The 26,991-nt window shown below is 72.5% G+C and carries 23 protein-coding genes; 11 read left to right on the top strand and 12 right to left on the bottom strand.

Annotated elements, in window-relative coordinates; translation table 11 throughout:
- Window positions 1–33: 33 nt before the first annotated feature.
- Together O9K63_RS14540 and O9K63_RS14535 are read right to left on the bottom strand one after the other, a co-directional pair.
- The gene (locus O9K63_RS14540) at window positions 34–759 is read right to left on the bottom strand and encodes a metal-dependent transcriptional regulator (protein WP_431190330.1); all 726 of its coding nucleotides are present in this window, start codon (window positions 757–759) and stop codon (window positions 34–36) included.
- Window positions 756–1,982 (bottom strand): MFS transporter, encoded by a 1,227-nt coding sequence (locus O9K63_RS14535; RefSeq protein ID WP_277238977.1) that lies wholly within the window; start codon window positions 1,980–1,982, stop codon window positions 756–758. The genes O9K63_RS14540 and O9K63_RS14535 overlap by 4 nt, the downstream gene beginning before the upstream one ends.
- A gap of 43 nt (window positions 1,983–2,025) precedes the next feature.
- Between O9K63_RS14535 and O9K63_RS14530 the strand changes: the two genes are divergently transcribed.
- The 3 genes from O9K63_RS14530 to O9K63_RS14520 are packed head-to-tail and all read left to right on the top strand — an operon-like array spanning window position 2,026 to window position 4,848.
- Complete coding sequence (locus O9K63_RS14530; RefSeq protein WP_277238975.1) at window positions 2,026–2,781, top strand: hypothetical protein; 756 nt, start codon at window positions 2,026–2,028, stop codon at window positions 2,779–2,781.
- A gap of 25 nt (window positions 2,782–2,806) precedes the next feature.
- Window positions 2,807–3,547 (top strand): SDR family NAD(P)-dependent oxidoreductase, encoded by a 741-nt coding sequence (locus O9K63_RS14525; protein ID WP_277238973.1) that lies wholly within the window; start codon window positions 2,807–2,809, stop codon window positions 3,545–3,547.
- Window positions 3,547–4,848: a hydroxyacid-oxoacid transhydrogenase gene (locus tag O9K63_RS14520; RefSeq protein WP_277238971.1), complete on the top strand. Its 1,302-nt coding sequence runs from the start codon at window positions 3,547–3,549 to the stop codon at window positions 4,846–4,848. The genes O9K63_RS14525 and O9K63_RS14520 overlap by 1 nt, the downstream gene beginning before the upstream one ends.
- 285 nt (window positions 4,849–5,133) lie before the next feature.
- Here the strand turns inward: O9K63_RS14520 and pdxH are convergent, their stop codons facing one another.
- From pdxH to O9K63_RS14505, 3 genes are all read right to left on the bottom strand, one after another.
- Window positions 5,134–5,838: a pyridoxamine 5'-phosphate oxidase gene (gene pdxH / locus O9K63_RS14515; RefSeq protein ID WP_277238969.1), complete on the bottom strand. Its 705-nt coding sequence runs from the start codon at window positions 5,836–5,838 to the stop codon at window positions 5,134–5,136.
- A 136-nt stretch (window positions 5,839–5,974) separates the two neighbouring features.
- A complete protein-coding gene (locus O9K63_RS14510) occupies window positions 5,975–8,008 on the bottom strand; it encodes an acyltransferase family protein (protein ID WP_277238967.1) in 2,034 nt (677 codons plus the stop codon).
- Complete coding sequence (locus O9K63_RS14505; RefSeq protein ID WP_277238965.1) at window positions 8,005–9,987, bottom strand: acyltransferase family protein; 1,983 nt, start codon at window positions 9,985–9,987, stop codon at window positions 8,005–8,007. The genes O9K63_RS14510 and O9K63_RS14505 overlap by 4 nt, the downstream gene beginning before the upstream one ends.
- A gap of 171 nt (window positions 9,988–10,158) precedes the next feature.
- Here O9K63_RS14505 and O9K63_RS14500 point away from each other — a divergent pair, with 171 nt between their 5' ends.
- The 3 genes from O9K63_RS14500 to serC are packed head-to-tail and all read left to right on the top strand — an operon-like array spanning window position 10,159 to window position 13,279.
- Window positions 10,159–11,268: a citrate synthase 2 gene (locus O9K63_RS14500; protein WP_277238964.1), complete on the top strand. Its 1,110-nt coding sequence runs from the start codon at window positions 10,159–10,161 to the stop codon at window positions 11,266–11,268.
- 15 nt (window positions 11,269–11,283) lie between these two features.
- Window positions 11,284–12,108 (top strand): LppX_LprAFG lipoprotein, encoded by an 825-nt coding sequence (locus O9K63_RS14495; protein ID WP_277238962.1) that lies wholly within the window; start codon window positions 11,284–11,286, stop codon window positions 12,106–12,108.
- A gap of 49 nt (window positions 12,109–12,157) precedes the next feature.
- Complete coding sequence (gene serC, locus O9K63_RS14490) at window positions 12,158–13,279, top strand: phosphoserine transaminase (RefSeq protein ID WP_277238960.1); 1,122 nt, start codon at window positions 12,158–12,160, stop codon at window positions 13,277–13,279.
- A 186-nt stretch (window positions 13,280–13,465) separates the two neighbouring features.
- On the opposite strand, the gene O9K63_RS14485 is transcribed toward serC, so the two are convergent.
- Window positions 13,466–14,752, bottom strand: a complete 1,287-nt coding sequence (locus O9K63_RS14485) for an MFS transporter (RefSeq protein ID WP_277238959.1) — start codon at window positions 14,750–14,752, stop codon at window positions 13,466–13,468.
- Window positions 14,749–15,192: a MarR family winged helix-turn-helix transcriptional regulator gene (locus tag O9K63_RS14480; protein WP_277238957.1), complete on the bottom strand. Its 444-nt coding sequence runs from the start codon at window positions 15,190–15,192 to the stop codon at window positions 14,749–14,751. The genes O9K63_RS14485 and O9K63_RS14480 overlap by 4 nt, the downstream gene beginning before the upstream one ends.
- A 306-nt stretch (window positions 15,193–15,498) precedes the next feature.
- Here O9K63_RS14480 and O9K63_RS14475 point away from each other — a divergent pair, with 306 nt between their 5' ends.
- Complete coding sequence (locus O9K63_RS14475; protein ID WP_277238955.1) at window positions 15,499–16,413, top strand: type IV toxin-antitoxin system AbiEi family antitoxin domain-containing protein; 915 nt, start codon at window positions 15,499–15,501, stop codon at window positions 16,411–16,413.
- Window positions 16,414–16,626: 213 nt separating this feature from the next.
- On the opposite strand, the gene O9K63_RS14470 is transcribed toward O9K63_RS14475, so the two are convergent.
- From O9K63_RS14470 to O9K63_RS14455, 4 genes are all read right to left on the bottom strand, one after another.
- Window positions 16,627–18,108: an NCS2 family permease gene (locus tag O9K63_RS14470; RefSeq protein ID WP_277238953.1), complete on the bottom strand. Its 1,482-nt coding sequence runs from the start codon at window positions 18,106–18,108 to the stop codon at window positions 16,627–16,629.
- Between the two features lie 36 nt (window positions 18,109–18,144).
- The gene (locus O9K63_RS14465; RefSeq protein ID WP_277238951.1) at window positions 18,145–18,885 is read right to left on the bottom strand and encodes a DUF3027 domain-containing protein; all 741 of its coding nucleotides are present in this window, start codon (window positions 18,883–18,885) and stop codon (window positions 18,145–18,147) included.
- A 1-nt stretch (window position 18,886) separates the two neighbouring features.
- Window positions 18,887–19,282, bottom strand: coding sequence for a cold-shock protein (locus tag O9K63_RS14460; RefSeq protein WP_277238949.1), 396 nt, complete (start codon window positions 19,280–19,282; stop codon window positions 18,887–18,889).
- A gap of 120 nt (window positions 19,283–19,402) precedes the next feature.
- The gene (locus tag O9K63_RS14455; protein ID WP_277238948.1) at window positions 19,403–20,317 is read right to left on the bottom strand and encodes an aldose 1-epimerase family protein; all 915 of its coding nucleotides are present in this window, start codon (window positions 20,315–20,317) and stop codon (window positions 19,403–19,405) included.
- Window positions 20,318–20,402: 85 nt separating this feature from the next.
- On the opposite strand from O9K63_RS14455, the gene O9K63_RS14450 reads away from it, so the two are divergent.
- Both O9K63_RS14450 and O9K63_RS14445 read left to right on the top strand, forming a co-directional pair.
- A complete protein-coding gene (locus O9K63_RS14450) occupies window positions 20,403–21,731 on the top strand; it encodes an MFS transporter (RefSeq protein ID WP_277238947.1) in 1,329 nt (442 codons plus the stop codon).
- 31 nt (window positions 21,732–21,762) lie between these two features.
- Complete coding sequence (locus O9K63_RS14445; RefSeq protein WP_277238945.1) at window positions 21,763–23,979, top strand: helicase-associated domain-containing protein; 2,217 nt, start codon at window positions 21,763–21,765, stop codon at window positions 23,977–23,979.
- 15 nt (window positions 23,980–23,994) lie between these two features.
- Here the strand turns inward: O9K63_RS14445 and O9K63_RS14440 are convergent, their stop codons facing one another.
- On the bottom strand, window positions 23,995–24,936 hold the full coding sequence (locus tag O9K63_RS14440; RefSeq protein ID WP_277238943.1) for a hydroxymethylglutaryl-CoA lyase: 942 nt from the start codon (window positions 24,934–24,936) through the stop codon (window positions 23,995–23,997).
- Window positions 24,937–24,971: 35 nt separating this feature from the next.
- On the opposite strand from O9K63_RS14440, the gene O9K63_RS14435 reads away from it, so the two are divergent.
- Both O9K63_RS14435 and O9K63_RS14430 read left to right on the top strand, forming a co-directional pair.
- The gene (locus tag O9K63_RS14435) at window positions 24,972–25,328 is read left to right on the top strand and encodes a hypothetical protein (RefSeq protein WP_277238941.1); all 357 of its coding nucleotides are present in this window, start codon (window positions 24,972–24,974) and stop codon (window positions 25,326–25,328) included.
- Window positions 25,328–26,968, top strand: coding sequence for a DNA repair helicase XPB (locus O9K63_RS14430; RefSeq protein ID WP_277238939.1), 1,641 nt, complete (start codon window positions 25,328–25,330; stop codon window positions 26,966–26,968). The genes O9K63_RS14435 and O9K63_RS14430 overlap by 1 nt, the downstream gene beginning before the upstream one ends.
- Window positions 26,969–26,991: the final 23 nt, after the last annotated feature.

Raw genomic sequence — 26,991 nt, 5'->3', positions numbered from 1 at the left:
AAGGTCACGGAAGGTACCGGACGCGGTCAGGAGTCACCGCGCGACGGCCTCGACGAAGACGTGGTCGGCGACTTCGCGGGGCAGCGCCACGGCGTCGGCGACGTCCGCGCCGTCGCGCTGGACGAGGATCCGGTCCTCGTCGTCGAGCGAGACCTGGACGACCACCCCGGGCCGCAGCTGGGCCTCGGTGAGCAGGGTCAGGGCGTCGGTGTCCACCTGGGCCGGCTCACCGATCCGGCGCACCCGGAAGTCCCCGACCGGGTCCGACTCCACCGCCTCGCTCAGGCTCGTCATGCCCTCCAGGTAGTCGTCGACCTCGTCCTCGCCGCTGAGCAGCTCGTCCAGCCCCGGGATCGGGGTCCCGTAGGGGGACTCGCGGTGGTCGGGCAGGATCCCGAGGATCTTGCGCTCCACCCGCTCGCTCATCACGTGCTCCCACCGGCAGGCCTCGTCATGGACGTGCTCCCACTCCAGGCCGATGATGTCGACGAGCAGGCGCTCGGCGAGGCGGTGCTTGCGCATCACGCGCGTCGCCAGCTGCTGGCCCTCCTCGGAGAGCACGAGCTGACGGTTGGCCCCCAGGCTGACGAGTCCGTCCCGCTCCATCCGGGCGATCGTCTGCGAGACGGTCGGTCCCGAGTGGCCGAGGCGCTCCGCGATGCGGGCGCGCATCGGGGGGATGCCCTCCTCCTCGAGCTCGAAGATGGTGCGGAGGTACATCTCCGTGGTGTCGATGAGATCCTTCACAGGCTCCATCATGCCTTGTCCGTCCAGCGTCCGGGCCCGTCCGCGGGGCCGCCCACCCGCTCCCGATCGGCCCGGGAGATGAACACTCTCGCCCACCCCAGACCGGCGAGACCGACGACCCCGAGCGAGACGGCCGCTGCGGGCAGGGAGACCAGCGCGGTGACGGCGCTCAGCCCGAGCGACCCGCTCGCGTTCCCGGCCTCCCCCATGAGCCGCCACGCCCCGAGGAACTGGGCCCGGTCCTGCCGCGGAGCGGCGTCCGCCCCGAGGGTCATGACGATCCCCGCACCGAGGCCGTTGCCGATGGCCATGACGAGAGCGACGGCGAGGAGCGCCCCCTTCGTCTCCGCCACGGGCAGCACGAGGAAGGAGCCGGAGACGATGACCAGCAGCCCGGTCACGACCCAGACCCGGCCCAGACGATCCATCGCCCACCCGCCCGGGTAGACGAGGAAGAGCTCCGCGACGCCGGCCACGACGAAGATCTGCGAGGAGTCCACGCCGTCGAGCCCGATGTGGATCGCCCACAGCGGGAGGACCACGAGCCGGGCGGCGCGCAGGGCGGAGATGACGAGGACGGCGATCCCCTGGGTGAGCAGCAGTCGCGTGTGCAGCCGGACGACGCTCAGCACCGCTGAGTGCGGCTCCGCGGCGCGGGCGCGCTCGTGCTCCCCCGTGAGGTCGGGGCTGGCCACGACCGTGACGAGCGAGGCCGTGGCGAGCACCGCCGCGACCGCGTACGCACCCTGCAGCCCCATCGGCCCGATCGCCAGCGCCCCGAGGGCGGGACCGAGGAGGAGGCCCGTGCGCATGGACCCGCCGAGCAGCGACATCCCCCGCGCGAGCCGCTCGCCCGGCAGCACGTCGATCATGAAGCCCTGCCGGGCGAGGAGGAAGGCACTCGACGCGAACCCGCTCGCGAGCAGGGCGAGCGCCATCAGCCACAGGCTCGGCGCCCAGCCGGCGACCACCAGGGCGACGACGTCGATGGCCCCGGCCCGCACCAGCGTCGCCCGCTCCCCGATCCGCGCGACGAGCGAGCCCGCCGGCAGCACCCCGAGCAGCTGGCCGACCCCGGTGAGCGCGACGACGAAGGCGGCCGTCCCCAGGTCGGCGCCGAGCTCGTCGGCGCGCAGCGCGGCGACCGGCACGACCGCGCCCAGGGCACCGGCGGACAGCAGGGTGGGGCCGAAGGCCGGGATGGCGATCCGCCGCCAGGCGAACTCGTCGGTCACGGGCCCGTGTCCCCCTTCGTCGTGTGGTCGATAGGTTGGCGTGGTGCACACCACAGCCACGCCGACGATCGTCCCCGACCGCCGAGCCGGCCCGCCCGGGTGCGGCAACGGCGGCTGGGTCAGCGGGATGCTCACCGAGCGTCTCGAGGACCTCGCCCCGGCCGATGGGGGCCCGACCTCGGTGACGGTACGCCTCACCGCCCCCACCCCGCTCGGCCGACCGCTGCGGTGGGAGGTCGACGGCACGGTCGACGAGCCCGAGGAGCTGGCCGTCCACCTCCTCCACGAGGAGACCCTCCTGGGCACGGCCCGCCGCGCCGGGACCCCGACGGCGCAGATCACCGCCCCGGTCACCCTCGAGGCGGCCCGGACCGCCGCCGCGGCCTTCGACCCGGCCGGACACCCCTTCCCCGGCTGCTACGTGTGCGGGCCGGAGGCGCCGGAGGGCCTGCACGTCTACGCCAGTCCGGTGGCGTCGCGACCGGGCCTGCTCGCCTCCCCGGTCACCCTCACCGAGGAGGGCCTGCCGCCGGTCCTCGCCGCCCTGGACTGCCCGGGCGCGTTCGCGGCCGGCATCGACGAGGACCCGCTGCTGCTCGGCACCTTCGTCGCGTCCCTCCACGCCAACGTCCCCCGCGACCGGGAGCTCGTGGTCACCGCGTGGTCCACCGGTCGTGAGGGCCGCAAACGGTGGTCGGGCACGGCCCTCCACGACGGTGACCGCCTCCTCGCGAGCGCCGCCGCGACGTGGATCGCCATCCCGCGCGACCTCATCCCCGGAACCGCACCCGCAGCCTGAACCCCTTCGTCACCGAGGAGTCCCCATGTCCCGCCCGCTCGCCCTCGTCACCGGCGCCAGCTCCGGCATCGGCGCCGCCACCGCACGCGCCCTCGCCGCAGCCGGCCACGAGGTCGTCTGCGCGGCCCGTCGCACCGACCGGATCAACGACCTGGCAGCCGAGATCGACGGGCGCGCCGTCACCTGCGATGTCACCGATGCCGACGACGTCGCCGCGCTCGTCGAGGAGATCGGGGAGCGCCTCGACGTCCTCGTCAACAACGCCGGTGGCGCGTACGGCCTCGACCCGGTCGCCTCGGCCGACATCGAGGACTGGCGCACGATGTACGAGGTCAACGTGATCGGCACCCTGCGCGTGGTCCAGGCGCTGCTGCCCGCGCTCGTCGCCGGCGAGGGGATCATCGTCAACGTCGGCTCGACCGCCGGACGGATCTCCTACGAGGGCGGCGCGGGGTACACCGCCGCCAAGCACGGCCTGGCCACGATGACCGAGACGATGCGCCTGGAGCTGGTCGACCAGCCGGTGCGCATCACCGAGATCGCACCGGGCATGGTCCACACGGAAGGCTTCTCGCTCACCCGCTTCAAGGGTGACTCCGAGCGCGCCGAGAAGGTCTACGAAGGCGTCGCCGAGCCCCTCGTCGCGGAGGACGTCGCCGATGCCATCACCTGGATGGCCACCCGCCCCCCGCACGTCAACGTCGACCTGCTCGTGATCAAGCCCCGCGCGCAGGCAGCCCAGCACAAGGTCCACCGGGAGTCCTGATGACCACACGACCGAGCTCCTCCACCCCCGAGTCCGTCTTCACCTATGCCGCGCCGAAGCTGAAGTTCGGCCCCGGCTCCGTCGCCGAGATCGGCCACGACGTCGCCGCCCTCGGCGCACGCACCGTCCTCGTGGTCACCGACCCACAGCTGGTCGCGACCGGCCACCCGGAGCGGGTGGCGCAGGCACTGCGATCGGCCGGGCTCGTCGCGGAGGTCCACGACTCGGCCGCGGTCGAGCCGAGCGACGCGTCGCTGGCCACGGCCGTCGAGCGGGCGAAGGGGGCGCCCCGCCCCGACGTCGTCGTCGCCGTGGGCGGCGGGTCGGCCATCGACACGGCCAAGGCGGTCTCGTTGCTGCTGAGCAACCCCGGCGAGCTGATGGACTACGTCAACGCACCGGTCGGGGGTGGTCGGGCACCGGAGCACCCGGTGCTGCCGGTCGTCGCGGTCCCGACGACCACCGGCACGGGCAGCGAGTCGACGACGATCTGCGTCCTCGACGTGCTCGCGGCCAAGGTCAAGACGGGCATCAGCCACGAGCGGCTGCGGCCGGTGCTCGCGGTCGTCGACCCGGAGCTGACCGCGACCCAGCCGCCCGGCGTCACCGCCTCGGCCGGGATGGACATCCTGTGCCACGCCCTCGAGTCGTGGACGGCCCGCCCCTACACCAGCTACGAGCACAAGAGCGCCGAGCAGCGGGTGCCGTACTGCGGCGCGAACCCGATCGCGGACATGTACGCAGAGCGGGCGATGCAGCTGCTCGCGGGCGCCTTCCGGTCGGCCGTCGCGGGCGAGGAGTCGGCGCGGACCGACATGGCCCTGGCGGCGACCTTCGCGGGGATGGGCTTCGGCAACGCGGGCGTGCACGTGCCGCACGCCAACGCCTACCCCGTCGCCGGGCGCATCCACGACATCGGCTCGGACTTCCGGCCCGCGGGCTACGACGCGGGCGAGGCGATGGTCCCGCACGGGATGGCGGTCGCCTCGACGGCACCGGCGGCATTCGAGATGACCTTCAGCGCCAACCCGGAGCGGCACCTGACGGCGGCGGCCTGGCTCGACCCGCAGGGCCTCGACGCGGACGTCGCCCCTCCGCAGCGGCTGCCGGCCGTGCTCCGACGGCTCATGCGCGACATCGACCAGCCCTCGGGCCTGGCGGAGATCGGCTACACCGACGCGGACGTCGACGGCATCGTCTCCGGGACCATGCAGCAGCAGCGCCTGCTCGCCACCGCCCCGCGCGAGATCACCGAGGAGGACATCGCCGGCGTGGTCCGGGCGTCGATGCACCACTGGTAGGACAAGTCTCCGCGGCGTGGGGACCGCGGACGAAGGGGATGGCGTCTGCCCTTGGCGCGAAGTCCGCACGACTTGGTTGCGACGCTCACCCGGTTGCACAGTGCGGACTTCGGCCTGAGCCGGGCAGACCCCATGCCCCCTCGCCCGCTCCTGCCGCAGCGGGTGGAGGGTCGGGTTCGTCCGGCTCAGGCCGCCGCCCGGACCGTCACGACAAGGCTCGGTGCAGACCAACGAGTCCGGGCGGTGCGCCAAGGACGAGCGTGATCCTCCAGCCGCGGACCACAGTCAGGGCTGCAGGCGCTCGAGCGTCCACGCGGCGGGGTCATCGAGGCCGCCCTCGGCGACGCGGGTCCAGCGGAAGCGGTCGTGGAGCCGGTTGCTGCGCCCCGCCCACGCCTCGAGCTCGTCGCAGACGATCCGCCAACCGCCCCAGAACTCCGGTCGCGGCACGTCCTGCCCCTCGTAGCGCTCCTCGACCTCGGCCCACGCGCGCTCGAGCGGCTCGCGGCCCTCGACCGGGGCGGACTGGTGGGAGACCCAGGCGCTCAGCTGCGAGCCCCGCGGCCGGTCGGTGAAGTAGGCGTCGATCTCGGTGTCCCCCACGCGCTCGGCCCGTCCGCGGAAGCGGATCGCGCGGAACATCGACGGCCAGGTGAGGGTCGCCGCGATGACCGGTGCGGCCTGCAGCTGGCGGGACTTCGTCGAGTCGAGGTTGGTGACGAAGCCCGGCCCGTCCGCGTCGAGGAATCGCATGAGCACGGTGCGCACGTCCGGGCGGCCGTCGGCATCGACCGTCGCGACCGCGAAGGACAGCGGCTCGGGCACGTCGCCGAGGTACGCCTGCCGCGCGCGGGCGGCGTCGATCCACGTCGTCACCAGGGCGAAGGGAGCAGCCGGCACCTCGTCCTCGGTCAGCCCCTCGCCGGAGTAGTCCACGTGGTCCGGGTTCGGCGGGGTGCGCGGGATGATCCCGTCGGGAGAAGCGCTCATGGCGCCAGCGTACGGCGGTGGCTTCGAGACGCTTGCTGCGCAAGCTCCTCAGCCGGCGTGGCGACGTTTGCTGCGCACGCTCCTAGCCGACGTGGCGACGCTTGCTGCGCAAGCTCCTCAGCCGGCGTGGCAGGGCTCAGCGGTGTGTCGCCTCGACCAGGCGCGGGGTCAACCACGTCCAGACGCTCGCCGCACCGGCCGGGGAGTAGTGCACCGTGTCCTCGTAGAGCTGGATGCCGTTGACCTCGCCGGTGTAACCGTCGGCGCACAGCGCGCCGTGCAGGTCGAGGACCTCGCGGTCGACGCCGGCGGTCGGCTCGGCGCCGTCTCCCTCCCCCTTCGCCCACGCGGTGACGGTCTCGTTGACCCAGGCCATGTTGGCGGGGTCGGAGATCGGGCCGGCGAACTGCCGCAGGGCGGGGTCGAGCTTGTTCGGGTCGACCTGCCGGCACGGCATCGTGGCGACCTGCACGTCGGTCACCCCGGCCCCCTTCGCCCGCTGCTCGATGTCGGTGAGGGTGCGCTTGATCAGCTCGGCCGCCTGCGGGCTGCGGGACTCGACGAGCTCGCCGTCGACCTCGTGGTCACCGATGAACTGGACGCCGGGGAGCACGAGCAGGCTCTGCGAGCCAGCCTGCTGGACCTTCGCCGGCCAGCCGCTGCGCCACTCGTCGCAGCCCTCGAACTCGGCCATCGGCTCCCCGTCGGCGATGAGCGGTGCGTCGATGAGGTCGCAGCCGATCCGGGCCTGGTTGCTCAGCGTCACTCCCGGGTAGTCCTCGCTGCGCCAGCCCTTGGCCAGGGAGACCCCGACCGAGTCGCCGAGCAGGGCGACGTCGACCGGCGGGTCGGCGCGGGTGAACTCCCCGTCGGAGACGACCAGCGGCGGGACGTCGAGGTCGGCCGTGCTCACCGGCCGGGTGACGGTGAACGCGGCGAGGACCGCGACGACGGCCGTGGCGGCCACCGGCACCGACCACACGGGGACGCCGCCACGGCGGGCTCGTCGACCACGACGGCCGGCCGGGCGCCGACGCAGGCGGTCGGGCAGGAGGACCCCGAAGCCGTGCTGGAGCACCGGCACCTCGAGCCACCTGAAGGAGACGAACGCGACGACGACGGTCACGGCGAGCTGGACGAGGACCGAGACCGCGAGCGGCAGCGCCTCGAGCGCCGGGCCGAGCCAGAGGTGGATCGGCCAGTGGTAGAGGTAGAGCCCGTAGGTCATCTGGCCCAGCAGCGCGGCCGGCGCCCATCCGGCGATGCGGTTGATGAGCATCGGGCGCGGGTCGGTCGCGGTCAGCCCCATCATCCCGGCGCCGACCGCGAAGAGGAGCATGCCGCCGCTCGTGAAGAGCCACTCGCTGCGTGCACCGACGACGAAGAAGGCCGACAGGGAGATGGCGAACCCGAGCACGCCGATCACCTGCGTCATCGGGAGCGAAGGGCGCCGCCCCAGTCGTCCCCGGTGGTCCCGTCCGATGAGCACGGCCATCGCGGCCCCGACGAGCAGCGCCTGCGCGCGGGTGTCGGTGCCGTAGTAGAGGCGGGAGAAGTCGACCCCGGAGCCGGCGAGGTGGGCGGTCCACCAGGCCGAGGCCAGCGCCAACCCGGCCACGACGACGAATCGGCCGGTGCGGCTGCGCCGGAAGAGCAGGAAGATCAGCGCCACGAGTGCCGGCACGAGGAGGTAGAACTGCTCCTCCACGCCGAGGGTCCACGCGTGCCGCAGCGGCGAGGGGTCGCCGACCTGCTCGAAGTACGCGTCCTCCTGGCTGACGAGCCGCCAGTTCTGCACGAAGAACACCGTCGCGAGGACGTCACCCGCGTCGCGGTGCCGGTCGGCCGACCCCGCGAAGAACCCCGAGACGAGGATCGCGGAGCAGGCGACGAGCAGCGCGGGCAGCAGTCGCTCGGCCCGGCGGCGGTAGAAGCGCAGTACGTCGATGGTGCCGTTCTTGGCGAACTCGGAGATGAGAAGTCTGGTGATCAGGTACCCGGAGAAGGCGAAGAAGTGGTTGATCCCGACCCAGCCGCCGACGAGTGCCGTGACGCCGAAGTGGTAGAGGAGCACGAGGACGACGAAGAGCCCGCGGTACCCGTCCAGGGCCGCGAGCCGTTGGGTGCCGGCGGAGGTGGTCAACCCCCCGGTGATGCGGGTCAGGCTCATGGAGCCGCCTGCTCGTAGCTCTCGCTGACCCGGCCGAGGAGGTGGTCCCAGATCATCGGGGTCGCCTCGGGCGAGAAGTGCAGGAAGTCGTTGAAGACCTGGATGCCCTGGATCTTCGCTTGGTAGCCGTCGGAGCACAGCGCCCCGTGGAGGTCGACCAGCGCGACGTCGTCGTGCCCCCGGGCCCACTCCGCGACGAGGGAGTTGATCCGCTTCGGGTCCTTGTACTCCTGCACCACGTGCGGGCTGGAGTCGAAGACGACGCGGAACTCCTCGGGGATGGACTCCTTGACCGGTTTGCGGCAGGGGACGTTGACGATCTGCACCTGCTGCGCACCGGCGTCGTTCGCCTCCCGGCGCACGGTGTCGAGGCGGTCGGTGATCAGCTCGAGGTAGGCCTCGTCGTCGAGCCACAGCCGCTCGCCCTCGACGACGTGCGGGACGGCCAGCAGCGGGGAGGCGAAGATGACGAGGACCTCGTCACCGGCCTGCTCGAACTGCTGCGGCCACTCCTCCTTCATCGCGACGCACTCGGGCTGGTTACCCATCTGGAAGCCCGGCGCCCAGCTCATCGGTGCCGAGAGCAGGTCGCACCCCTCCTTGGCGTAGTTGTGCACGGTCACCCCGGGGAACGCGTCCGCCGGGAAGCGGTCCGCGAGGTAGAAGGGGACGGAGTCGCCGTAGACGCCGATGCGGGCCGGCTCCTCCGGCTCGTACCCCGCCTGGCCCTCGACCAGCTCCGGGGGCGGGCCGGCCGGGGCGGCGGCGACCGGCGGCGACCCCGAGGTGTCGGGCGCGCTCTGCGCGACCGCGAAGCCGGTGCCGGCGAGCGCGATGACCGGGGCCACCACCGCCGCGGCGACGCCCGACGCGGACCGCACGGACGGGAAGAGCCCACGCACCCCCTTCCTCAGGACCGGCCGCTCGATGTACTGGTACGACAGGTGCGCCGCGGCCACGGTGAGGGCGGCGTCAACGACGAAGGCGATGACCGCGTTGCCCCCGAAGCGCTCCGGCCCGAAGGCCAGCCGGATCGGCCAGTGCCACAGGTAGAGCCCGTAGGACAGACGCCCCGCGTAGGCGAGGGGCCGCCACCCGAAGACGGTGTGCACCCAGCTGGGGCGCTCGTCCGCACAGGCGAGCACGAGCAGCGCCGCGCCCAGCGCGAAGACGAACATCCCGCCGAGGTTGAACATCCATGCCGAGTAGGGGCCGACGACGAAGAAGGCACCGATGCTGGAGACGACGCCGACGACACCGGAGGCCACGACGACGGGGCGGGAGACGGTGGGGACCCGACCGTTCGCTCCCGGAGCGAGCCACACACCGAGGGCAGCACCGACGAAGAGTGCCTGGGCGCGGGTGTCGGTCCCGTAGTAGACGCGGGGGTAGTCGCCGGCGTCGTGAAAGCCGACCACCGCGGTCCACACCGCGCTGGTCACCGCCCCGACGAGCAGGACGAGGGTGATCAGGCGCCGCGATCGGGCGAGGGCCAGGAGTCCGAGGACCACGAAGGGGACGAGGACGTAGAACTGCTCCTCGATGGCCAACGTCCAGGCATGGCGAAGGGGGGAGGCGCCCCCCTGGGTGCCGAAGTACTGGTCGCCCTCGCCGATGAGCCGCCAGTTCATGACGTAGCCCAGCGTGGCCAGCACGTCGCCGCCGATCTTGCTGCGCACCGTCTCGTCGGCCCAGAGGAAGGCGTACACGACGACGAAGCCGAGGACGAGGAAGAGCGCAGGCAGCAGCCGGCGGGCACGGCGCCGGTAGAAGGCGATCGCGTCGATGCCCCCACGGAGCATCTTCTCCTCGACGAGCAGCCGGGTGATGAGGAAGGCAGACAGGACGAAGAAGAGGTTGATCCCCACCCAGGCGCCGCTGAGCCACGTGGCCCCGAAATGGAAGGCCATGAAGCACAGCATGAACAGGCCACGGACGCCGTCCAGCGCCGGGCTGTGTGCGAGGCGTGAGCGTGCCACCCGCGCTCCTGTCGTGGTCTCTCTTCTCGTCCCCGCCGGTCATCGCGGCGCGCCACCTCCGAGCGGCTCCGGGAATGCTACCGGCTGGTTGCGACGGGGACACGGGCCTACGTCACAGTTCGCGGAGAGTGCACAATGGGCGCTGCAGTCGCGCAACCGGGAGGCACAAGCATGTCCGACACCGATGTCAAGCACGGACTCGAGGGCGTCGTCGCCTTCGAGTCCCGGATCGCCGAGCCCGACAAGGCCGGTGGAGCCCTGCGCTACCGCGGGGTCGACATCAACGACCTCGTGGGCAAGGTCTCCTTCGGGCGGGTCTGGGGCCTGCTCGTCGACGACTCCTTCGACCCGGGCCTCCCGCCCGCAGAGCCCTTCCCGCTCCCGGTGCACAGCGGCGACATCCGCGTCGACGTCCAGTCGGCGCTCGCCCAGCTCGCACCGCTGTGGGGCTTCCGCCCGCTCCTGGACGTCGACGACGCCCAGGTGCGAGAGGACCTCGCCCGCGCCTCCGTCATGGCGCTGTCCTTCATCGCCCAGTCCGCGCACGGCCAGGACACGCCGATGGTCCCGCAGGCCCGCGTCGACGAGGGCAAGAACATCGTCGAGCGATTCATGATCCGCTGGCGCGGCGAGCCCGATCCCAGGCACGTCGAGGCCATCGACGCCTACTTCACCTCCGCTGCCGAGCACGGGATGAACGCCTCCACCTTCACCGCCCGCGTCATCGCCTCCACCGGCGCCGACGCCGCCGCCTGCCTCTCCGGCGCGGTCGGGGCGATGTCCGGCCCGCTGCACGGCGGCGCCCCCTCGCGTGCGCAGCACATGATCGAGGGGGTCGAGCGCACCGGCGACGCGACGACGTACGTGAAGAACGCGTTGGACAACAAGGAGCGCCTCATGGGCTTCGGGCACCGCGTCTACCGCGCCTACGACCCCCGCGCCGCCGTCCTGCGCGACACCTGCAAGCGCTTGGGGGCACCGCGCTACGAGGTCGCCCTCGAGCTGGAGAAGGCCGCCATCGCCGAGCTGGCCGAGCGCTACCCGAACCGCACGATGGAGACGAACGTCGACTACTGGGCCGCGGTCCTGCTCGACTTCGCCGAGGTCCCCGGGGACATGATGACCCCGCTCTTCGTCGCCGCCCGCACCGCCGGCTGGTCCGCGCACGTGCTGGAGCAGAAGCGCACCGGTCGCCTCATCCGCCCGAGCAGCAACTACGTCGGTCACGGCCCGCGTGCGATCACCGACGTCGCCGGTCACGACCGGCTGCCCACCGCCTGAGCGAAGGATCCTTCCGTGCGCCTGACCCCACCACTGCTCGCCGCTGCCCTCGCCCTGACCGTCGCGGGGTGCGCCGACGACGCAGGCCCGGGGCCGACCGCGCCGCAGAACGCATCCACGCCGGCCGCACCGTCGGTCTCGACCACCGCCTCGTCCAGCGAAGGCCGGGCCGAGGCCGCACCGGCGGGCGAAGCGCCGTCCTCGACGCCGACCGACACGGGCAAGCCCTTCGACCCGGAGGAGTTCACCACCCGGCTCGAGGCAGCCGTCGACGCGGCGCCGACCGTGCGCATCGACGTGCAGATCCAGATGAACGAGACCATGAGCGCCACCGCGAAGGGCGCGCAGAACCTCGCCCGCAACGCCCTCGACATGGAGGTGGACCTGGGTGGGCAGCAGCTGGGGTACCTCCTCGTCGACGGCCAGTACTACCTCGCGCAGCCACCCAAGTGGGTCCCGGTCGAGGAGGGCTCCGACAACCCCACGGTCCAGCAGACCCTGCAGCAGGTCCAGATCCTCAGCATGCGCAACCAGCTCGACGCCTTCGTGGCCGGGCTCGAGCAGGCCGGGATCAAGGGCACGGAGACGATCGACGGCGTCGCGACGACCCACTACACCGCCAGGGTCGACTCGCAGCAGGCGCTGGCCGAGCTCGGCATGGAGAAGGCCCCGGGGACGGCCGACGCCATCCTCTACGACATCTGGCTCGACGACGAGGACCTCATCCGCAAGATGTCCTTCTCGGCCAACGGCGTCACCGCGGTGGTGGCGGCCGGCGAGTGGGGCGCGCCAGTGGGCATCAGCAAGCCGAAGCCCTCCGAGATCGCCGCGGCGCCGTGATCCGGGACGCCCCGACCCGCGGGACCGCTCGTGGGGGAGAATCCGTGGCGTGAGCGACCCGATCCGCATCCCGACCGCCCTCCTCCCCCGTGACGGGCGCTTCGGCTCCGGCCCGTCGAAGGTCCGGCCGGAGCAGGTCGAGCACCTGCAGCAGATCGCGACCACCGTCATGGGCACCTCCCACCGTCAGGCGCCGGTCCGCTCGATCGTCGGCTCCCTGCGCGAGGGCTTGTCGGCGCTCTTCGACCTCCCGGACGGCTACGAGGTGGTGCTCGGCAACGGCGGGGCCAGCGCCTTCTGGGACATCGCCACCCTGTGCCTGGTCCGGGAGCGCTCGCAGCACCTCGTCTTCGGCGAGTTCTCCGGCAAGTTCGCCACTGCCGCCGGCCGGGCCCCCTTCCTCGCCGACCCGAGCATCCGCTCCGCCGAGCCCGGGTCGTTGACCCACGCGGTCGCCGAGGCGGGTGTCGATGCCTACGCCTGGCCGCACAACGAGACCTCGACCGGCGTCATGGCGCCGGTGGTCCGCCCCGCGGGCGCCGATCCTGAGGCGCTCGTCCTCGTCGACGGGACGTCCGGCGCCGGCGGGCTGCCCGTGGACATCACGCAGACCGACGCGTACTACTTCGCCCCGCAGAAGTCCTTCGCCTCCGAGGGCGGGCTGTGGTTCGCCGTGCTCAGCCCGGCGGCCATCGCCCGCGCCGAGGAGCTCGCGGCCACCGACCGGTGGGTCCCGGCCTTCCTGTCGCTGACGAGCGCGATCGACAACTCCCGCAAGGACCAGACGCTCAACACCCCGGCGATCGCCACGCTGGCCCTCATGGACGACCAGGTGCGCTGGATGAACGAGGCGGGCGGGCTGGACTTCGCCACCGCCCGGACGGCCGACTCCTCGGCCCGCGTCTACGACTGGGCGACGAAGGGGGCGCACACCACCCCCTTCGTCACCGACCCGGCGGCCCGCTCGCAGGTGGTCGCCACGGTCGACTTCGACGAGCAGGTCGACGCGGCCGCCGTCGCGGCGGCGTTGCGCCGCAACGGGATCGTCGACGTCGACCCCTACCGCAAGCTCGGCCGCAACCAGCTGCGGATCGGGACCTTCCCGGCGGTCGACCCCGAGGACGTCTCGGCGCTGCTGGCCTGCATCGACCACGTGGCCGAGCGCCTCTGACGCCGCAGGAGCCCAAGCAGCTGCAGCCAAGGCTCGCAGGAGCCCAAGCAGCTGCAGCCAAGGGTTCGCATGAGCCTAAGCAGCTGCGGGTGTGGGCTGGCAGGGGCTAGATCAGGGCGGCGAGGGCCGCGACGATGACGAGCGCGAAGAGCACGAAGAGCGTCATGTTGCGCCGGAAGCGCGGAGTCATCGGGCCGCGACCTCGGCGGGGGCCTCGGGCGCCGGGCGGGTGACGCGCAGGTGCGGGCGCCGGGTGGAGGAGTAGCTCACCCGGACATTCTCGTGCCTGACCATCCAGCGGGCCACGGCGGCCAGCGTGATCCCCACCGCGATGGCGCCCACGCCGACGGTCCAGCGGGGGCCGAGCACGTCACCGATGACACCGATGATCGGGGCACCGATCGGCTTCCCGCCGACGAAGAGCGCCATGTACAGCGCCATGACGCGCCCGCGCATCGACGGGTCGCTGCGCATCTGCACCATCGCGTTGGCGGTGGTCGTCGCGCTGAGCGCGGTCATCCCGCACGCGGCGAGCGCGATGGCGAAGGTCCAGTAGGTCGGGGCGAGCGCCGCCGCGGCGGAGGCCACGGTGAACCCGGTGAGCGAGACGAGCAGGACCCGCAGCCGGGGCTGGTTGCGCCGGGCGGCGATGAGCGCGGCGCTGAGCGAGCCGACGGCCAGGATCGTGCCGAGCAGACCGAAGCCCTGGGCGCCACGGCCGAAGACCTCGGTGGCCATGAGCGCGATCGTGATCTGGAAGTTCAGCCCGAAGGTGCCCAGCACGAAGACCAGGAGCAGCACGAGCAGGATGTCGGGGCGGCCGCGGACGTAGCGCAGTCCGTCACGGACGCCACCGCGACCGGTGGCCCGCGGCGCCGGACTCAGCTCGGAGGGCCGCATCAGGCTCAACGCGACCATCACCGCACCGAAGGACGCCGCGTTGAGCAGCAGCGCCGGACCCGAGCCGAAGGCGGCGATGACCACACCGGCGACACCGGGGCCGGCGAGGCGGCCGAGGTTGAACGAGGCGCTGTTGAGCGCCACGGCGTTGGCCAGCCGGTCCATCGGGACCATCTCGGAGACGAAGGACTGGCGTGCCGGGTTGTCGAAGGCGGTGGCCAGACCGGTCGCGAGGGCGATGAGGTAGAAGTGCCACAGCTGGGCGCTCCCGGTGACGACGAGGACACCACCGACGAGTGCGGCGAGGCCGAGCATCGCCTGGCTGACCATGAGCAGCGCTCGCTTGGGGACGCGGTCGATGACGGACCCGGCCCACGGCGCGAGGACCATCATCGGCAGGAACTGCAGGCCGGTGACGATGCCCAGCGCAGTCGCGGAGTGGTCGGTCAGCTGGGTGAGCACGACCCAGTCCTGGGCGACGCGCCCCATCCAGGTACCGGTGTTGGAGACGACCCCGCCGGCGGCATAGACGCGGTAGTTGCGCACGGAGAGGGAGGCGAAGGTGGGGCTCATCGGGCGGCGATCCTCCGCAGGATCTCCGTCGCCTCCACGAGGGTGGCCTGCTCGTCCGCGGTCAGCTCCTGCACCCGCTCGGACATCCAGCGACCGCGCTGCCGGCGGATCTGCTGGAGGGCGGTACGACCGGCGGCGGTGAGCTCGACGAGGACACGGCGGCCGTCACTCGGGTCGTCGTGGCGCTCCACGAGGCCGTCGTCCGCCAGGCAGCCGACGGTGCGGGTCATGCTCGGGGCGGAGACCTTCTCGACGTCGGCGAGCTCGCGCGGGGTCAACGGTCCGTCCTCGAGGCGGGCGAGCACGCTCAGCTGGTGCGGCGCGATCTCGTCGGCGCTCTCGAAGCGGATGCGCCGGCTGATGCGCATGCACGCCAGGCGCAGGTCCTCGCTCAGGGCACTGAGCCGCTTGGGGGTCAGGGTTCGGGTGGTCTGGGTCAACGGGCTCCTTCCGACCGTCATCACGTTAGCAGAACTCATTACGTATGCTAACTATTCCGCGAAGGGGTGGGCGCCGCCGGGGTCGTGCCACGGGCCACGTCAGGGCCGAGCACCCCTCGCAGGACCGCCTTGTTCGATGACGACCGCGCACTCCAGCGCCGGCCGGGTCATGGGCAGGGCATCCGCGGATGTCCCGGTCACGCCAGGCGTCGCCGGTCACGGATGCTCCTTCTACCCTGCTGATCGCTGCCGCGCGCCTGTGGATGACGCCAGCGAGGGGAGGGGGAGTCGCGCCACGATGTGGGAGTGGACACACGCATCCGGGCCCTGCTGACCGCCAACGGCCAGATCTGTACCACGGGTCAGCTGGACGAGGCCGACGTGGACGAGCTCACGCTGGCTCGGCTGGTACGCAGGGGTGCCCTGGTCCGTATACGCCGTGGACTCTTCGCTGCCGGCTCGGCCTGGCGCGAGGCCACCCCTGAGCAGCGACTGGTCCTGCGCACCCGGGCCGTGCTCATGGACAGGCCCGAGGCGGCCGCCTCCCACATGAGCGCTGCGGTCCTGCACGGACTGCCGATCTGGGGAGGTTCTGTCGCCAGGGTCGACATCGTGTGCTCGACCCCACGCCGCCGGCTCCGCTCGGGCATCGGGCTCCATCCCTGGCCCGCCGGTATCACGCCTGTCGTGGTCGATGGCCAGCCCGCCGTGCCCGTGCCCGTCGCGGTCGCCCAGGTGTGCGTGGAGCACGGGGTGGTCCCGGGGCTGGTCTGCCTTGATCGCGCGCTGCACGAGGGGAGCGTCACCATCGACGCCGTGGCGCAGGCGGGTGACGACCTGGCACTCGGCCCGCGGGCTTGGCGCCGGCTCGAGCTGGTCATGGAGGGCTCCGACGCCGCGTGCGAGTCCGTCGGCGAGACCCGCACGCGGGTCCTCCTGACCGACTTCGGTCTGCAAGTCCGCAGCCAGGTTGCCATCCGGGACGAGGCCGGGTTCGTCGGACGGGTGGACTTCCTCGTGGGCGATCGCGTGGTCGTGGAGTTCGACGGGATGGTCAAGTACGACGGGGTCGACGGACGACGTGCGCTCCAGCAGGAGAAGGCGCGAGAGGACCGGTTGCGCGCTGCAGGCTACGTCGTGGTGCGCCTCGTCTGGGCGGATCTGGATCGTCCCGAGCGGGTGTTCGACCTCGTCCGGCGGGCACTGCGCCAAGCAGCCTGACCGCTTCCCCACCGACACCTGAGCAGGTGTCGAAGGCGGTCCGGGATCCGTCTGGGCCCGGGTCAACGCAGCCTGACCGGCACACCTATACATGACCGGGACACAGCGCGGCCGATCTCGGATGTCTCGGCCACCGCCAGATTTCCCGGCCACATTCAGATCTGCTGTCTGATGCGAAGCCGGACCCCTCGGGTCACCCGGTCGTCGCGCGGCTCAGCCGACGCCGAGCAGCCCCTTGATCGGGTCGATGGCGAAGTACAGCACGAAGAGCACGGCGACCAGCCACATGAGCGGGTGGATCGCGCTGAACTTGCCGCGCACGATCTTGATGAAGACGTAGGTGACGAAGCCGGCCCCGATGCCTGCCGTGATCGAGTAGGTGAAGGGCATGAGGATGATCGTCAGGAAGGCCGGGATCGCGATCTCCAGGTCGTCCCAGTCGATGTCGCGCACCTGCTGCATCATCAGGAAGCCCACGAGCACGAGCGCCGGCGTCGCGGCCTCGTAGGGGACGACGGCGACGAGGGGCGAGAGGAAGGTCGCGAGCAGGAAGAGGACGCCGGTGACGACCGAGGCCAGACCCGTGCGGGCTCCCTCGCCCACACCGGATGCGGACTCGATGTAGCTGGTGTTGGAGGAGACCGAGGCGGCACCACCGGCGGCCGCGGCGAGCGAGTCGACGACGAGGATCCGCTGCGAGTTGGGCGGGTTGCCCTCCTCGTCGAGCAGGTCGCCCTCGGCGCCGACGGCGACCATCGTGCCCATCGTGTCGAAGAAGTCGGCGAGCAGGATGGTGAAGACGAGCAGCGACGCGGAGACGATGCCGATCTTGTCGAAGGACCCGAGCAGGCTGAAGTCACCGAGGAGACCGAAGTTCGGCGGGTCGACGATGTTCGTCGGGATGCTCGGGACGTTCAGCCCCCAGCCGGTCGGGTTGACCATCTCGCCCTCGGCGTTGGTCTGGCTGCCGATGGAGAAGGCGGCCTCGACGATGATCGCGAGGATGGTCGTGCCGAGGATGCCGTAGAGGATCGCGCCGCGCACCCCGCGCACGTGCAGGGTGACGATGATGAAGAGGCCGACGACGAAGACGAGGAGCGGCCAGCCGGCGAGGAAGCCGCCGACACCCAGCTCGCCGAGGGGACCCCCTTCGGCCTTGCGCACGAAGCCGGCGTCGACGAGGCCGACGATGGTGATGAAGAGGCCGATGCCGACGCTGATGGCCACCTTCAGCGGGGCGGGCACCGCGTGCAGCACCGCCTTGCGAAAGCCGGTGAGCACGAGCGCCAGGATGATCAGGCCCTCGAGGACGACCAGACCCATGGCGTCGGCCCAGGTCATCTCCGGCAGCTTGGCGACGCCGAAGGCGACGAAGGCGTTGAGCCCCAGCCCTGCGGCCAGCGCCAGCGGGTAGTTCGCGACGACGCCCATGAGCAGGGTCATCACGCCGGCCACGAGCGCGGTGGCCGCGGCGACCATCGCGAGGTTCGGCTCGTCACCGCCGCCGAGGAACCCGCCCGTCGAGTCGGCCTGGGTGCCGATGATCAGCGGGTTGAGGACCACGATGTAGGCCATCGTGAAGAAGGTCGCGACGCCACCGCGGATCTCTCGACCGACGGTGGAGCCACGCTCGGTGATCTTGAAGTGGCGCTCGAGGACGGAGCCCTCGGTCGAGGGGCGCGCAGGGGTGCTCATGGGCGCCAATCGTAAGCGCGGTCGGGGTCCGACCCGTCAGAGGGCCTCGATGGACCCGTCGTCGAGGATCGGGGTCCCGACCTTCTCCGGCTGCGGGGCCGGCATGTCGACCTCGGAGTGCGCGCCGCAGCCGTGGTCCTTGCTCACGACGCCGCCGTCGCTCGGGCTCCACTCGTTGGCGCAGACGCCGAAGACCCGGCGCAGCTCGCCCGGCATCGGCAGGAAGTAGCCGCACTCGCCACAGGGGGCGGGGGCCTTGAGCGCGACCTCGGCCTTCGGGCCGTGGCTGCCGTCGTACCAGCGCTGGGCGGCGGCGTCGCGGCCCTCGGCGGAGAGCACGCGGGTGCGGCCGAGACCGAGCTCCCACAGCGCGACGGAGTCGACGTCCTCCTCGCCGGTGGCCTCGAAGCCAGCCTCGAGGTAGGGGTCGTCGTCGACCTTGGGGGTGACGTCGCCGGGGCCGACGTCGCCGGGGGCGAGTCGCTCCGACCACGGCAGCCACTCGGGGGCGAGGATCGCGCCCTCGCCCGGCAGCAACTGGGACTCGCACACGGTCGCGGCCTTGGCGCGCGGGACCCGGGTGACGGTGACGGCCCAGCGCCAGCCGCCGTACCCCGGCAGGGTGGCCTCGAACCAGTGGGTGCCGAGGCGGTCGGCGTCGAGGGTGAAGCCGACGTGCTCGCCGACACCCTCCCCCTTCGTCGCCTCGAGGAGCTCGCGCCGGGCGGGCTCGACGGCCGCCTCGAGGACGCTGTCGGTCTTGGTGCGGGGTGGCATGTCAGCCCTCCAGGTCGTCGGCGACGCGGCGCAGCACCTGGGCGAGCTTGGCACCCTGGGCCTTGTCCGGGTAGCGACCGCGACGCAGTCCGTTGGAGACGTTGTCCAGCAGCTTGATGACGTCCTCGACGATGCCGACCATCTCGTCGGCCGGCTTGCGGTCACGCTCACGCAGGTTCTTGGCCACGCTCGGCGGGGCGTCGAGGACGGTCACGGACAGCGCCTGGGCGCCGCGGCGTCCCTCGACGATCCCGTAGTCGACGCGCGTACCGCCCTTGATGGTCGACGCGCCCTCGGGCAGGGCGTTGGCGTGGAGGAAGACATCCTCGCCGTCGTCCCCGGAGATGAAGCCGAAGCCCTTCTCCGCGTCGTACCACTTGACCTTGCCAGTGGGCACCGTGCACCTCGTTGCTCGACAGTGTGTTTCGTACTAATGCTCAGGAATGGGTGCGCGTCGTCGGCGCACCCGTCACAAGGTTAACCCGTGGGGCGGCCCCGGCCCCAACGGCGAGGGGCGTCAGTCGACCTCGATGCCCCACTGGCCGGTCCACGTGGCACCGGGCGCGAGCGTGACGAGCCCCTCCCCCGAGCTGAAGGCGTCCGGAGGGCAGGACAGCGGCTCGACGGCGATGCCCGGGGCGTGCCCCTCGGGGCCCTCCGGCGTGGAGCGCCCGGTGAAGACCTGCACCCAGTCCAGCCCGGGCCCGCCCCACAGGCGCGTCGTCCGGTCGGCCTCGAGGGTGACCGTCCAGCAGCCGTCCGCGCCCCGCTCGAGACCGGTGTACGCGTTGTCGATCTCGCGGTCGCCGAGCGCCTCCCCACCGCGCAGGTCGAAGGGGGTGTCCCCCACCTCGTGCGTGCCGACCGGCAGCTTGCGGTCGGGGTCGACGAGGACGACCCGGTCGGCGGGCACGGTCAGGCGCGCCTGCTGCGCCGGCGTGGCGCCGAGGGCGAGGTAGGGGTGGGCGCCGTAGCCGACGGGGGCGCTGTCCGGGCCGACGTTGGTGATGGTGGTGGAGCAGGTCAGCCCCCGCGGGTCGACCTGCCAGGCGACGCGCACCTCGAGGGCGAAGGGGTAGCCCGGACGCGGGTGCACCGTGTGCCCCAGGACGATCCGGTCGTCATCGCGCTCGCTCGGGCGGAAGGACTCCCACCGCACGAGTCCGTGGGTGGCGTTCCCGGTGGAGCGCTCGGTGATCGGCAGCTCGTGGTCGCGGCCGGCGAAGCGGTAGCGGCCGTCGCGGATCCGGTTGGGCCACGGCACGAGCAGCTGCCCGCGGCCGGCCGACGCCATCGCCTCCCGCGGGTACCCGGCCACGACGTCGACGCCGCCGACGGTGAGGCTGCGCAGCCCACCGCCGGCCTCGACGACGACGGCCTCGGTCCCGCCGCTGGTCAGCTGCCACTGGGTGCCACTGGGTGGGAGTGCCATGTCCCCAACATAGGCCGCCGACCCGCTCCCGGTCCCCACGGAAATCGGGTCGCCGGCCGTCGGTGGCGTGGGAGACCATGGGGCAGTGGTGACCACCTCCCTTCCCCGTGACGTGCCGGCCCGCGACATCGGTCCGGGCGTCCGCGGCTTCTGGCGGGCCCTGCCGCGGGAGGGGCGCTTCCTCCTCTCCACCGTCGCGGTGCAGCACCTCGGCCGGGGGATGACGCTGCCCTTCACGGTCATCTACCTCAACGAGGTCCGCCAGCTCTCGCTCGAGACCGCCGGCACGGTCATGGCCGTGCTCGCACTGGCGGCGGCGGTCCTCGCCGGCCCCATGGGCAGCCTGACCGACCTCGTCGGTGCCCGGTGGATGCTCATCCTCGCCGGCGTGAGCCAGAGCATCGGCGCCGTCGTCATGGCCTTCGCCACCAGCGCCGTCCCCGCCTTCGTCGCCGCGGCCCTCATGGGTCTGTCGGCCGGCATCGGCTGGGCCGCGGGCAACACCTTCATCTCCGCGCTCGTGCGTGGACCGCTGCGGCAGCGCTACTTCGGGGTGAACTTCGCCCTGCTCAACCTCGGCATCGGCGCCGGCGGTCTCGTCGCCGGCATGTTCGTCGAGGTGAGCCGTCCGGTGACCTTCGAGGTGATCTTCCTCGTCGACGCCGTCCTCATCCTCATCCCGGCCGTCTGGCTGCTCGGGCCGCTCCGGCACGTCACCGCCCGGTCCGAGCGACCGGCGGAGGACAGCTCCCCCGCCAGCTACGGGACCGTGCTGCGTCTGCCCGGCATGGGCTGGGTGCTGCTCATCGGCCTCGTCACCAGCTTCGTCGGGTACGGGCAGCTCGAGGCCGGGATACCGGCCTTCGCGCGCAGCGTCTCCGAGGTGAGCACCGAGGCGGTCGGGGTGGCCTTCGCGGCCAACACGGCGGTCATCGTGCTGCTCCAGTTCTGGGTGCTCCAGCGGATCGAGGGCCACCGGCGCACGCGGGTCGGCCTGATCATGCTCGGCATCTGGGTCGTCGCGTGGCTCGCCCTCGGGGCGAGCGGCCTGCTGCCGGGGACGCTCGCCGCGGCCGTGCTCGTCGTCGCCTTCCTCGCCCTCTTCGGGCTCGGCGAGACCCTGCTGCAGCCGACGCTGCCCGCGATCACCAACGACCTCGCCCCCGACCACCTGCGCGGTCGGGTCAACGCCATCCAGTCGGCGGCCTTCATGTCCGGTGGCGTGGTCGGGCCACTCGTCGCCGGTGTCCTGCTCGGGCGCGGGCTCGACGTCGCCTTCATCGGCGTGGTCCTGGGTGGGCTGGCCCTCGTCGCGTGGCTGCTGCTGCGCCTGGAACGGATCATCTCCCCGGCAGTCAACGGCGTGGCTCCCACCGACGCGCCGCGCCCCTCGCTCGACGCGGCCACCTCCTGACCTGCGAGACCGCGCCGCGACGGGAGGCCCGGTGATCTACCGTGGATCGGTGCGCTCCCTCGCCGAGGACATCCGCCACCGCACCGACGAGGAGCTGGTGGCCCTGCTGGAGCTGCGCCCGGACCTGGCCCGGCCGCAGCCGTCCGACCTGACCGCACTCGCCGCCCGCGCCAGCACCCGCGCGAGCACCGCCCGGGCCCTCGACCACCTCGACCTGCCGCACCTGACGGCCCTGCAGGCGTGTGTCATCGCCGGCGTCGACACCGCTGCGGTCGCCGATCTCCTCGGCACGGACGAGGCCCGCGCGGCCGCCCTCGTCGACGACCTCTCCCGGGCGGCCCTGCTGTGGGAGTCGGCCACCGGGCGGCAGGTCGCCGGCACCGTGGTCGAGGTCCTCGGCCCGCACCCCGCCGGCCTCGGGGCCACCGCCGCCTCGCTCGCGCACACCCTGCCGGACGACGTCCCCGCTGCCATCGAGTCCGTCGGCGCAGAGGCCGAGCGCGTCCTGCACCGGATCGCCTGGCACGGCCCCACGGCGGCCCGCCCGTCCGACACCACCGGCCGCACCGGGCAGGCGGTCGAGGGCCTCGTCGACGCGGGACTCGTCGTCGCCGTGGACGAGGAGCACGTCACCCTCCCGCGGGAGGTCGGCCTGGTCGTGCGTCGTGGACGGCTCCTGGCCTCCCCCGTGGACGACGAGGGGCCCCCGCCCCCGACCCGGGCGATCGAGGACGTCGACCGGGCGGCCACCGCCGCCGCGACCGAGCTGGTCGCCCTCGTCGACGAGCTCCTCGACCGGATCGAGGAGATGCGTCCCCGGGTGCTGCGCAGCGGCGGCCTCGCCGTGCGCGACCTGCGCACCCTCGCCTCCCGGATCGACCTCGACGAGGCGAGCGCGACGCTCCTGCTCGAGCTCGTGCTCGGCGCCGGACTCCTCGTCGACGACCGGGCCCTGGAGCCGACGTGGCGGCTGACCACCGAGGTGGAGGCCTGGCGGGCGCTCGACCCGGCCCACCGCTGGGTGGGGCTCGCGCAGCCGTGGCTGGCCTCCCTTCGCTCCTCCGCCGCCCCCGCGCCCAGGGACGGGAGCCGGGTCAACGCCCTGTCCGAGGGCTTCGTGTGGCCGCCGGTGCGCCCGCTGCGCCGGGAGGTGCTGGCGATCCTCGCGAAGCTGCCCGTGGGGTCCGCGCCCGAGCGCGACCAGGTCGTCGACCTGCTGCGCCGACGCCGCCCGCGCCGGATGCCCCGCGACGTCGAGGCGGTCGTCGCCGGCCTGCTGCGCGAGGGCGAGGTCCTCGGCGTCACCGGGCGGCACGCCCTGGGCACCGTGGGGCGGGCCCTGCTCGAGGGATCGGACCGGGCCGCCGGCACCCTCGCCGACCTCGTGCCCGAGCCCGTCGACCGGCTGCTGCTCCAGGCGGACCTCACCGCGATCGTGCCCGGCGCGCCGGTCCCCGAGCTGGCGGCCCTGCTGCGGCGCAGCGCCACCCTCGAGTCGCGGGGTGGCGCCGGGGTGCACCGCTTCACCGAGCAGAGCCTGCGCGGGGCGTTGGACTCGGGCTGGACGGCCGACGACCTGCTGGAGTCACTGGCCCGGTTCAGCGCGACCGAGATCCCGCAGCCCCTCGACTACCTCGTGCGCGACGTCGCCCGACGGCACGGCCAGCTGCGGTCCGGGTCCGCGGGCAGCTACCTGCGCGGCGACGACCCGACGCACCTCGAGGCGCTGCTGGCGCACCGGGACCTGGGCCACCTGCAGCTGCGCCAGATCGCCCCCACCGTGCTCATCTCCCCCGTCGGGCCGGCCGTGCTCGTCGAGGCCCTGCGCGAGGCCGGCCAGTCCCCCGCCCTGGAGAGCTCGGGCGGCGTGGTCTCCACCGTCCCCACGGCCTCGCGGGTCCCACCGCGCCGGGACCGCCCGGTCACGGAGGTCCAGCCCGAGCCCGCACCCATCGTCCTGGCGCGGCTGCGCGAGGGGGAGGACGCGGCCGAGCGCCGGCGGGCCCAGCCGGCCGACGGGTCACCGGTCATCCCGGCGCTCGATCCCGCGAGCACCTCCGCCCTGCTGCGCGAGGCCGCCGCGGACGGCCTGCCCGCGTGGATCGGCATCACCGACTCCGTCGGCGCGACCAAGCGGGTCCTCTTCCACCCGGTCGCCGTCGACGGCGGCCGCGTCGTCGGCGAGGTCGACGCCCGGCCGCAGGTCTACTCCCTGCACCGGATCACCGGGGTGGTCGTCGACGGCTGAGGCCGTCGCGCGGCCTCAGGCCCCCGAGAGTGCCTTGACCACGCGTGACGGCGACGGCTTGCCGAGCTGCTCGGCCATCCACACGCTCGTGGTGACGAGCGTGTCGAGGTCGACGCCGGTCTCCACGCCTGCGCCGTCGAGCATCCAGACGAGGTCCTCGGTCGCGAGGTTGCCGGTCGCGGACTTCGCGTACGGACAGCCGCCCAGCCCGCCCGTGGAGGCGTCGACGACACTGACCCCGGCGCGCAGGGCGGTGAGCGTGTTGGACAGCGCCTGCCCGTAGGTGTCGTGGAAGTGCACGCCGATCCGGTCCACCCCGATGTCGCGCTGCTCCAGCGCGGTGAGCAGCGCCTCGACGTGACCGGGGGTGCCCGTGCCGATGGTGTCGCCGACGGAGAGCTGGTCGCAGCCGAGGTCCATCAGCTCGGCGCACGCGTCGGCGACCTGGTCGACGGGGACCGGGCCCTCCCAGGGGTCACCGAAGCACATGGACACGTAGGCACGGACCCACATCCCGGCGTCCTGCGCCCGCTTGACGACGGGCGCGAACATCGCAACCGACTCCTCACGGGAGCGGCCCAGGTTCTTCTGCGCGAAGGTCTCGGTCGCGCTGCCGAAGATCGCCACGGCCTCGACCTCGGCCTCGAGGGCGCGGTCCAGCCCGCGCTCGTTCGGCACGAGCACGGGGCGAAGGGGGCTGCGGCCCAGGTCGTCGAGGTCGGCCAACAGCTCGCTCGCGTCGGCGAGCTGCGGCACCCACTTCGGGTGGACGAAGGAGGTCGTCTCCACCGTCTCCAGCCCGGCGTCGACGAGCCGGCGGATGAACTCCGCCTTGACCGCCGTCGGGACGCTCTCCTTCTCGTTCTGCAGACCGTCGCGGGGTCCGACCTCGTACACGGTGACCTTCGACGGCAGTCCCGTCATCGGCTCCGACTGCGGCAGTGCACTGGACGACATGGGTCCATTGTGGCGCATCCCGTACCGTGGGACGCATGACTCAGGATCCCAACCAGCTGCCGGACTACCGGCCCGCCGCGGCCGGTGGATCGGGTCAGATTCCGGGGACCGGTCAGTACGCCAACCCGACGCCGGCGAGCACCTCGACCGTCGCGCTGACGATCGTCTCCGGGGTGCTGACGATCTCGGGGATCTGCTGCATCGTCGGCATCGTGCCGCTCGTCCTCGGCGTCATCGCCCTGACGCAGAACTCCAGCGACCCCGCCCAGGCCGCCAAGCTGACGCGGATCGGCTGGATCGTCCTCGTCCTGCTCAGCGCGCTCTTCGTCCTGGCCGTCGTCGGCGCCGTCGTCGGGGTGATGTACGGCGCCTCGGCCGGGGTCTCGCTGTGATGACCGACGGCGCGCTCATCGTCCAGAGCGACAAGACCCTCCTGCTCGAGGTGGACCACGACAAGGCCGCCGATGCGCGGCGGGCGATCGCCCCCTTCGCCGAGCTGGAGCGTGCCCCGGAGCACATCCACACCTACCGGGTCACCCCGCTCGGCCTGTGGAACGCCCGCGCCGCCGGCCACGACGCCGAGCAGGTCGTCGACGCCCTGATCACCCACTCGCGCTACCCGGTCCCGCAGGCGCTGCTCGTCGACATCGCCGACACGATGGACCGCTACGGGCGCCTCGTGCTGGAGAAGGACGGCGACCAGCTGGTCCTGCGCACCACGGACCGCGCGGTGCTCACCGAGGTGCTGCGGCACAAGAAGATCAAGCCGCTCATCGGTGATCAGCTCTCCCCCGACGAGGTCGTCGTCCACCCCTCCGAGCGCGGCACCCTCAAGCAGGAGCTGCTCAAGGTCGGCTGGCCCGCCGAGGACCGTGCCGGCTACGTGAACGGCGAGGCGCACCCGATCGCCCTCACCGAGGACGGCTGGAGCCTGCGGCCCTACCAGCAGCACGCGGTCGATGGCTTCTGGGACGGCGGGTCCGGTGTCGTCGTCCTCCCCTGCGGCGCCGGCAAGACCCTCGTGGGCGCGGGCGCGATGTCCGCGGCCAAGGCCACCACGCTGATCCTCGTGACCAACACCGTCAGCGCGCGGCAGTGGCGCGAGGAGCTGCTCGCCCGCACGACGCTGACCGAGGACGAGATCGGCGAGTACTCCGGGGCGCGCAAGGAGGTCCGTCCGGTGACGATCGCGACGTACCAGGTGCTCACCCTCCGGCGGAAGGGCGCCTACCCCCACATCGACCTGCTCGATGCCCGCGACTGGGGCCTCATCGTCTACGACGAGGTGCACCTGCTGCCGGCGCCGATCTTCCGGATGACCGCCGACCTGCAGGCGCGGCGGCGTCTCGGGCTGACCGCGACGCTCGTGCGGGAGGACGGCCGCGAGGCGGACGTCTTCTCGCTCATCGGTCCCAAGCGCTTCGACGCTCCGTGGAAGGACATCGAGTCGCAGGGTTACATCGCTCCCGCGGACTGCGTCGAGGTCCGGGTGACGCTCAGCGACGCCGAGCGGATGGCCTACGCGACCGCCGACGCCGAGGACCGGTACCGGCTGGCCTCGTGCTCACCGGCCAAGCCGCGGGTGGTCCGGCAGATCGTCGACCAGCACGAGGGCGAACCGACGCTGGTCATCGGGCAGTACCTCGACCAGCTGCACGAGCTGTCCGAGCAGCTCGACGCGGACCTGATCACCGGCGAGACCCCGGTCAAGGTGCGCCAGGAGCTCTTCGCGGACTTCCGCGAGGGGCACACCAGCCTGCTCGTCGTCTCCAAGGTCGCCAACTTCTCGGTCGACCTGCCCGAGGCGACCGTGGCCATCCAGGTCAGCGGGACCTTCGGCTCCCGCCAGGAGGAGGCGCAGCGCCTCGGCCGGCTGCTGCGCCCCAAGGAGGACGGGCGCACCGCGCACTTCTACACCGTCGTCGCCCGCGACACCGTCGACGCGGAGTTCGCAGCCCACCGCCAGCGCTTCCTCGCCGAGCAGGGGTACGCCTACCGGATCGTCGACGCCGACGACCTCGCAGGAGCCTAAGCAGTTGCGAAGGGGGCCGGTCC

Origin of the sequence: Janibacter cremeus (assembly GCF_029395675.1) — a bacterium.
Taxonomy (GTDB): Bacteria; Actinomycetota; Actinomycetes; order Actinomycetales; family Dermatophilaceae; genus Janibacter; species Janibacter cremeus_A.
The sequence above is the reverse complement of the archived record's forward strand: the minus strand, read 5'-3'. Positions and strand labels throughout refer to the sequence as shown.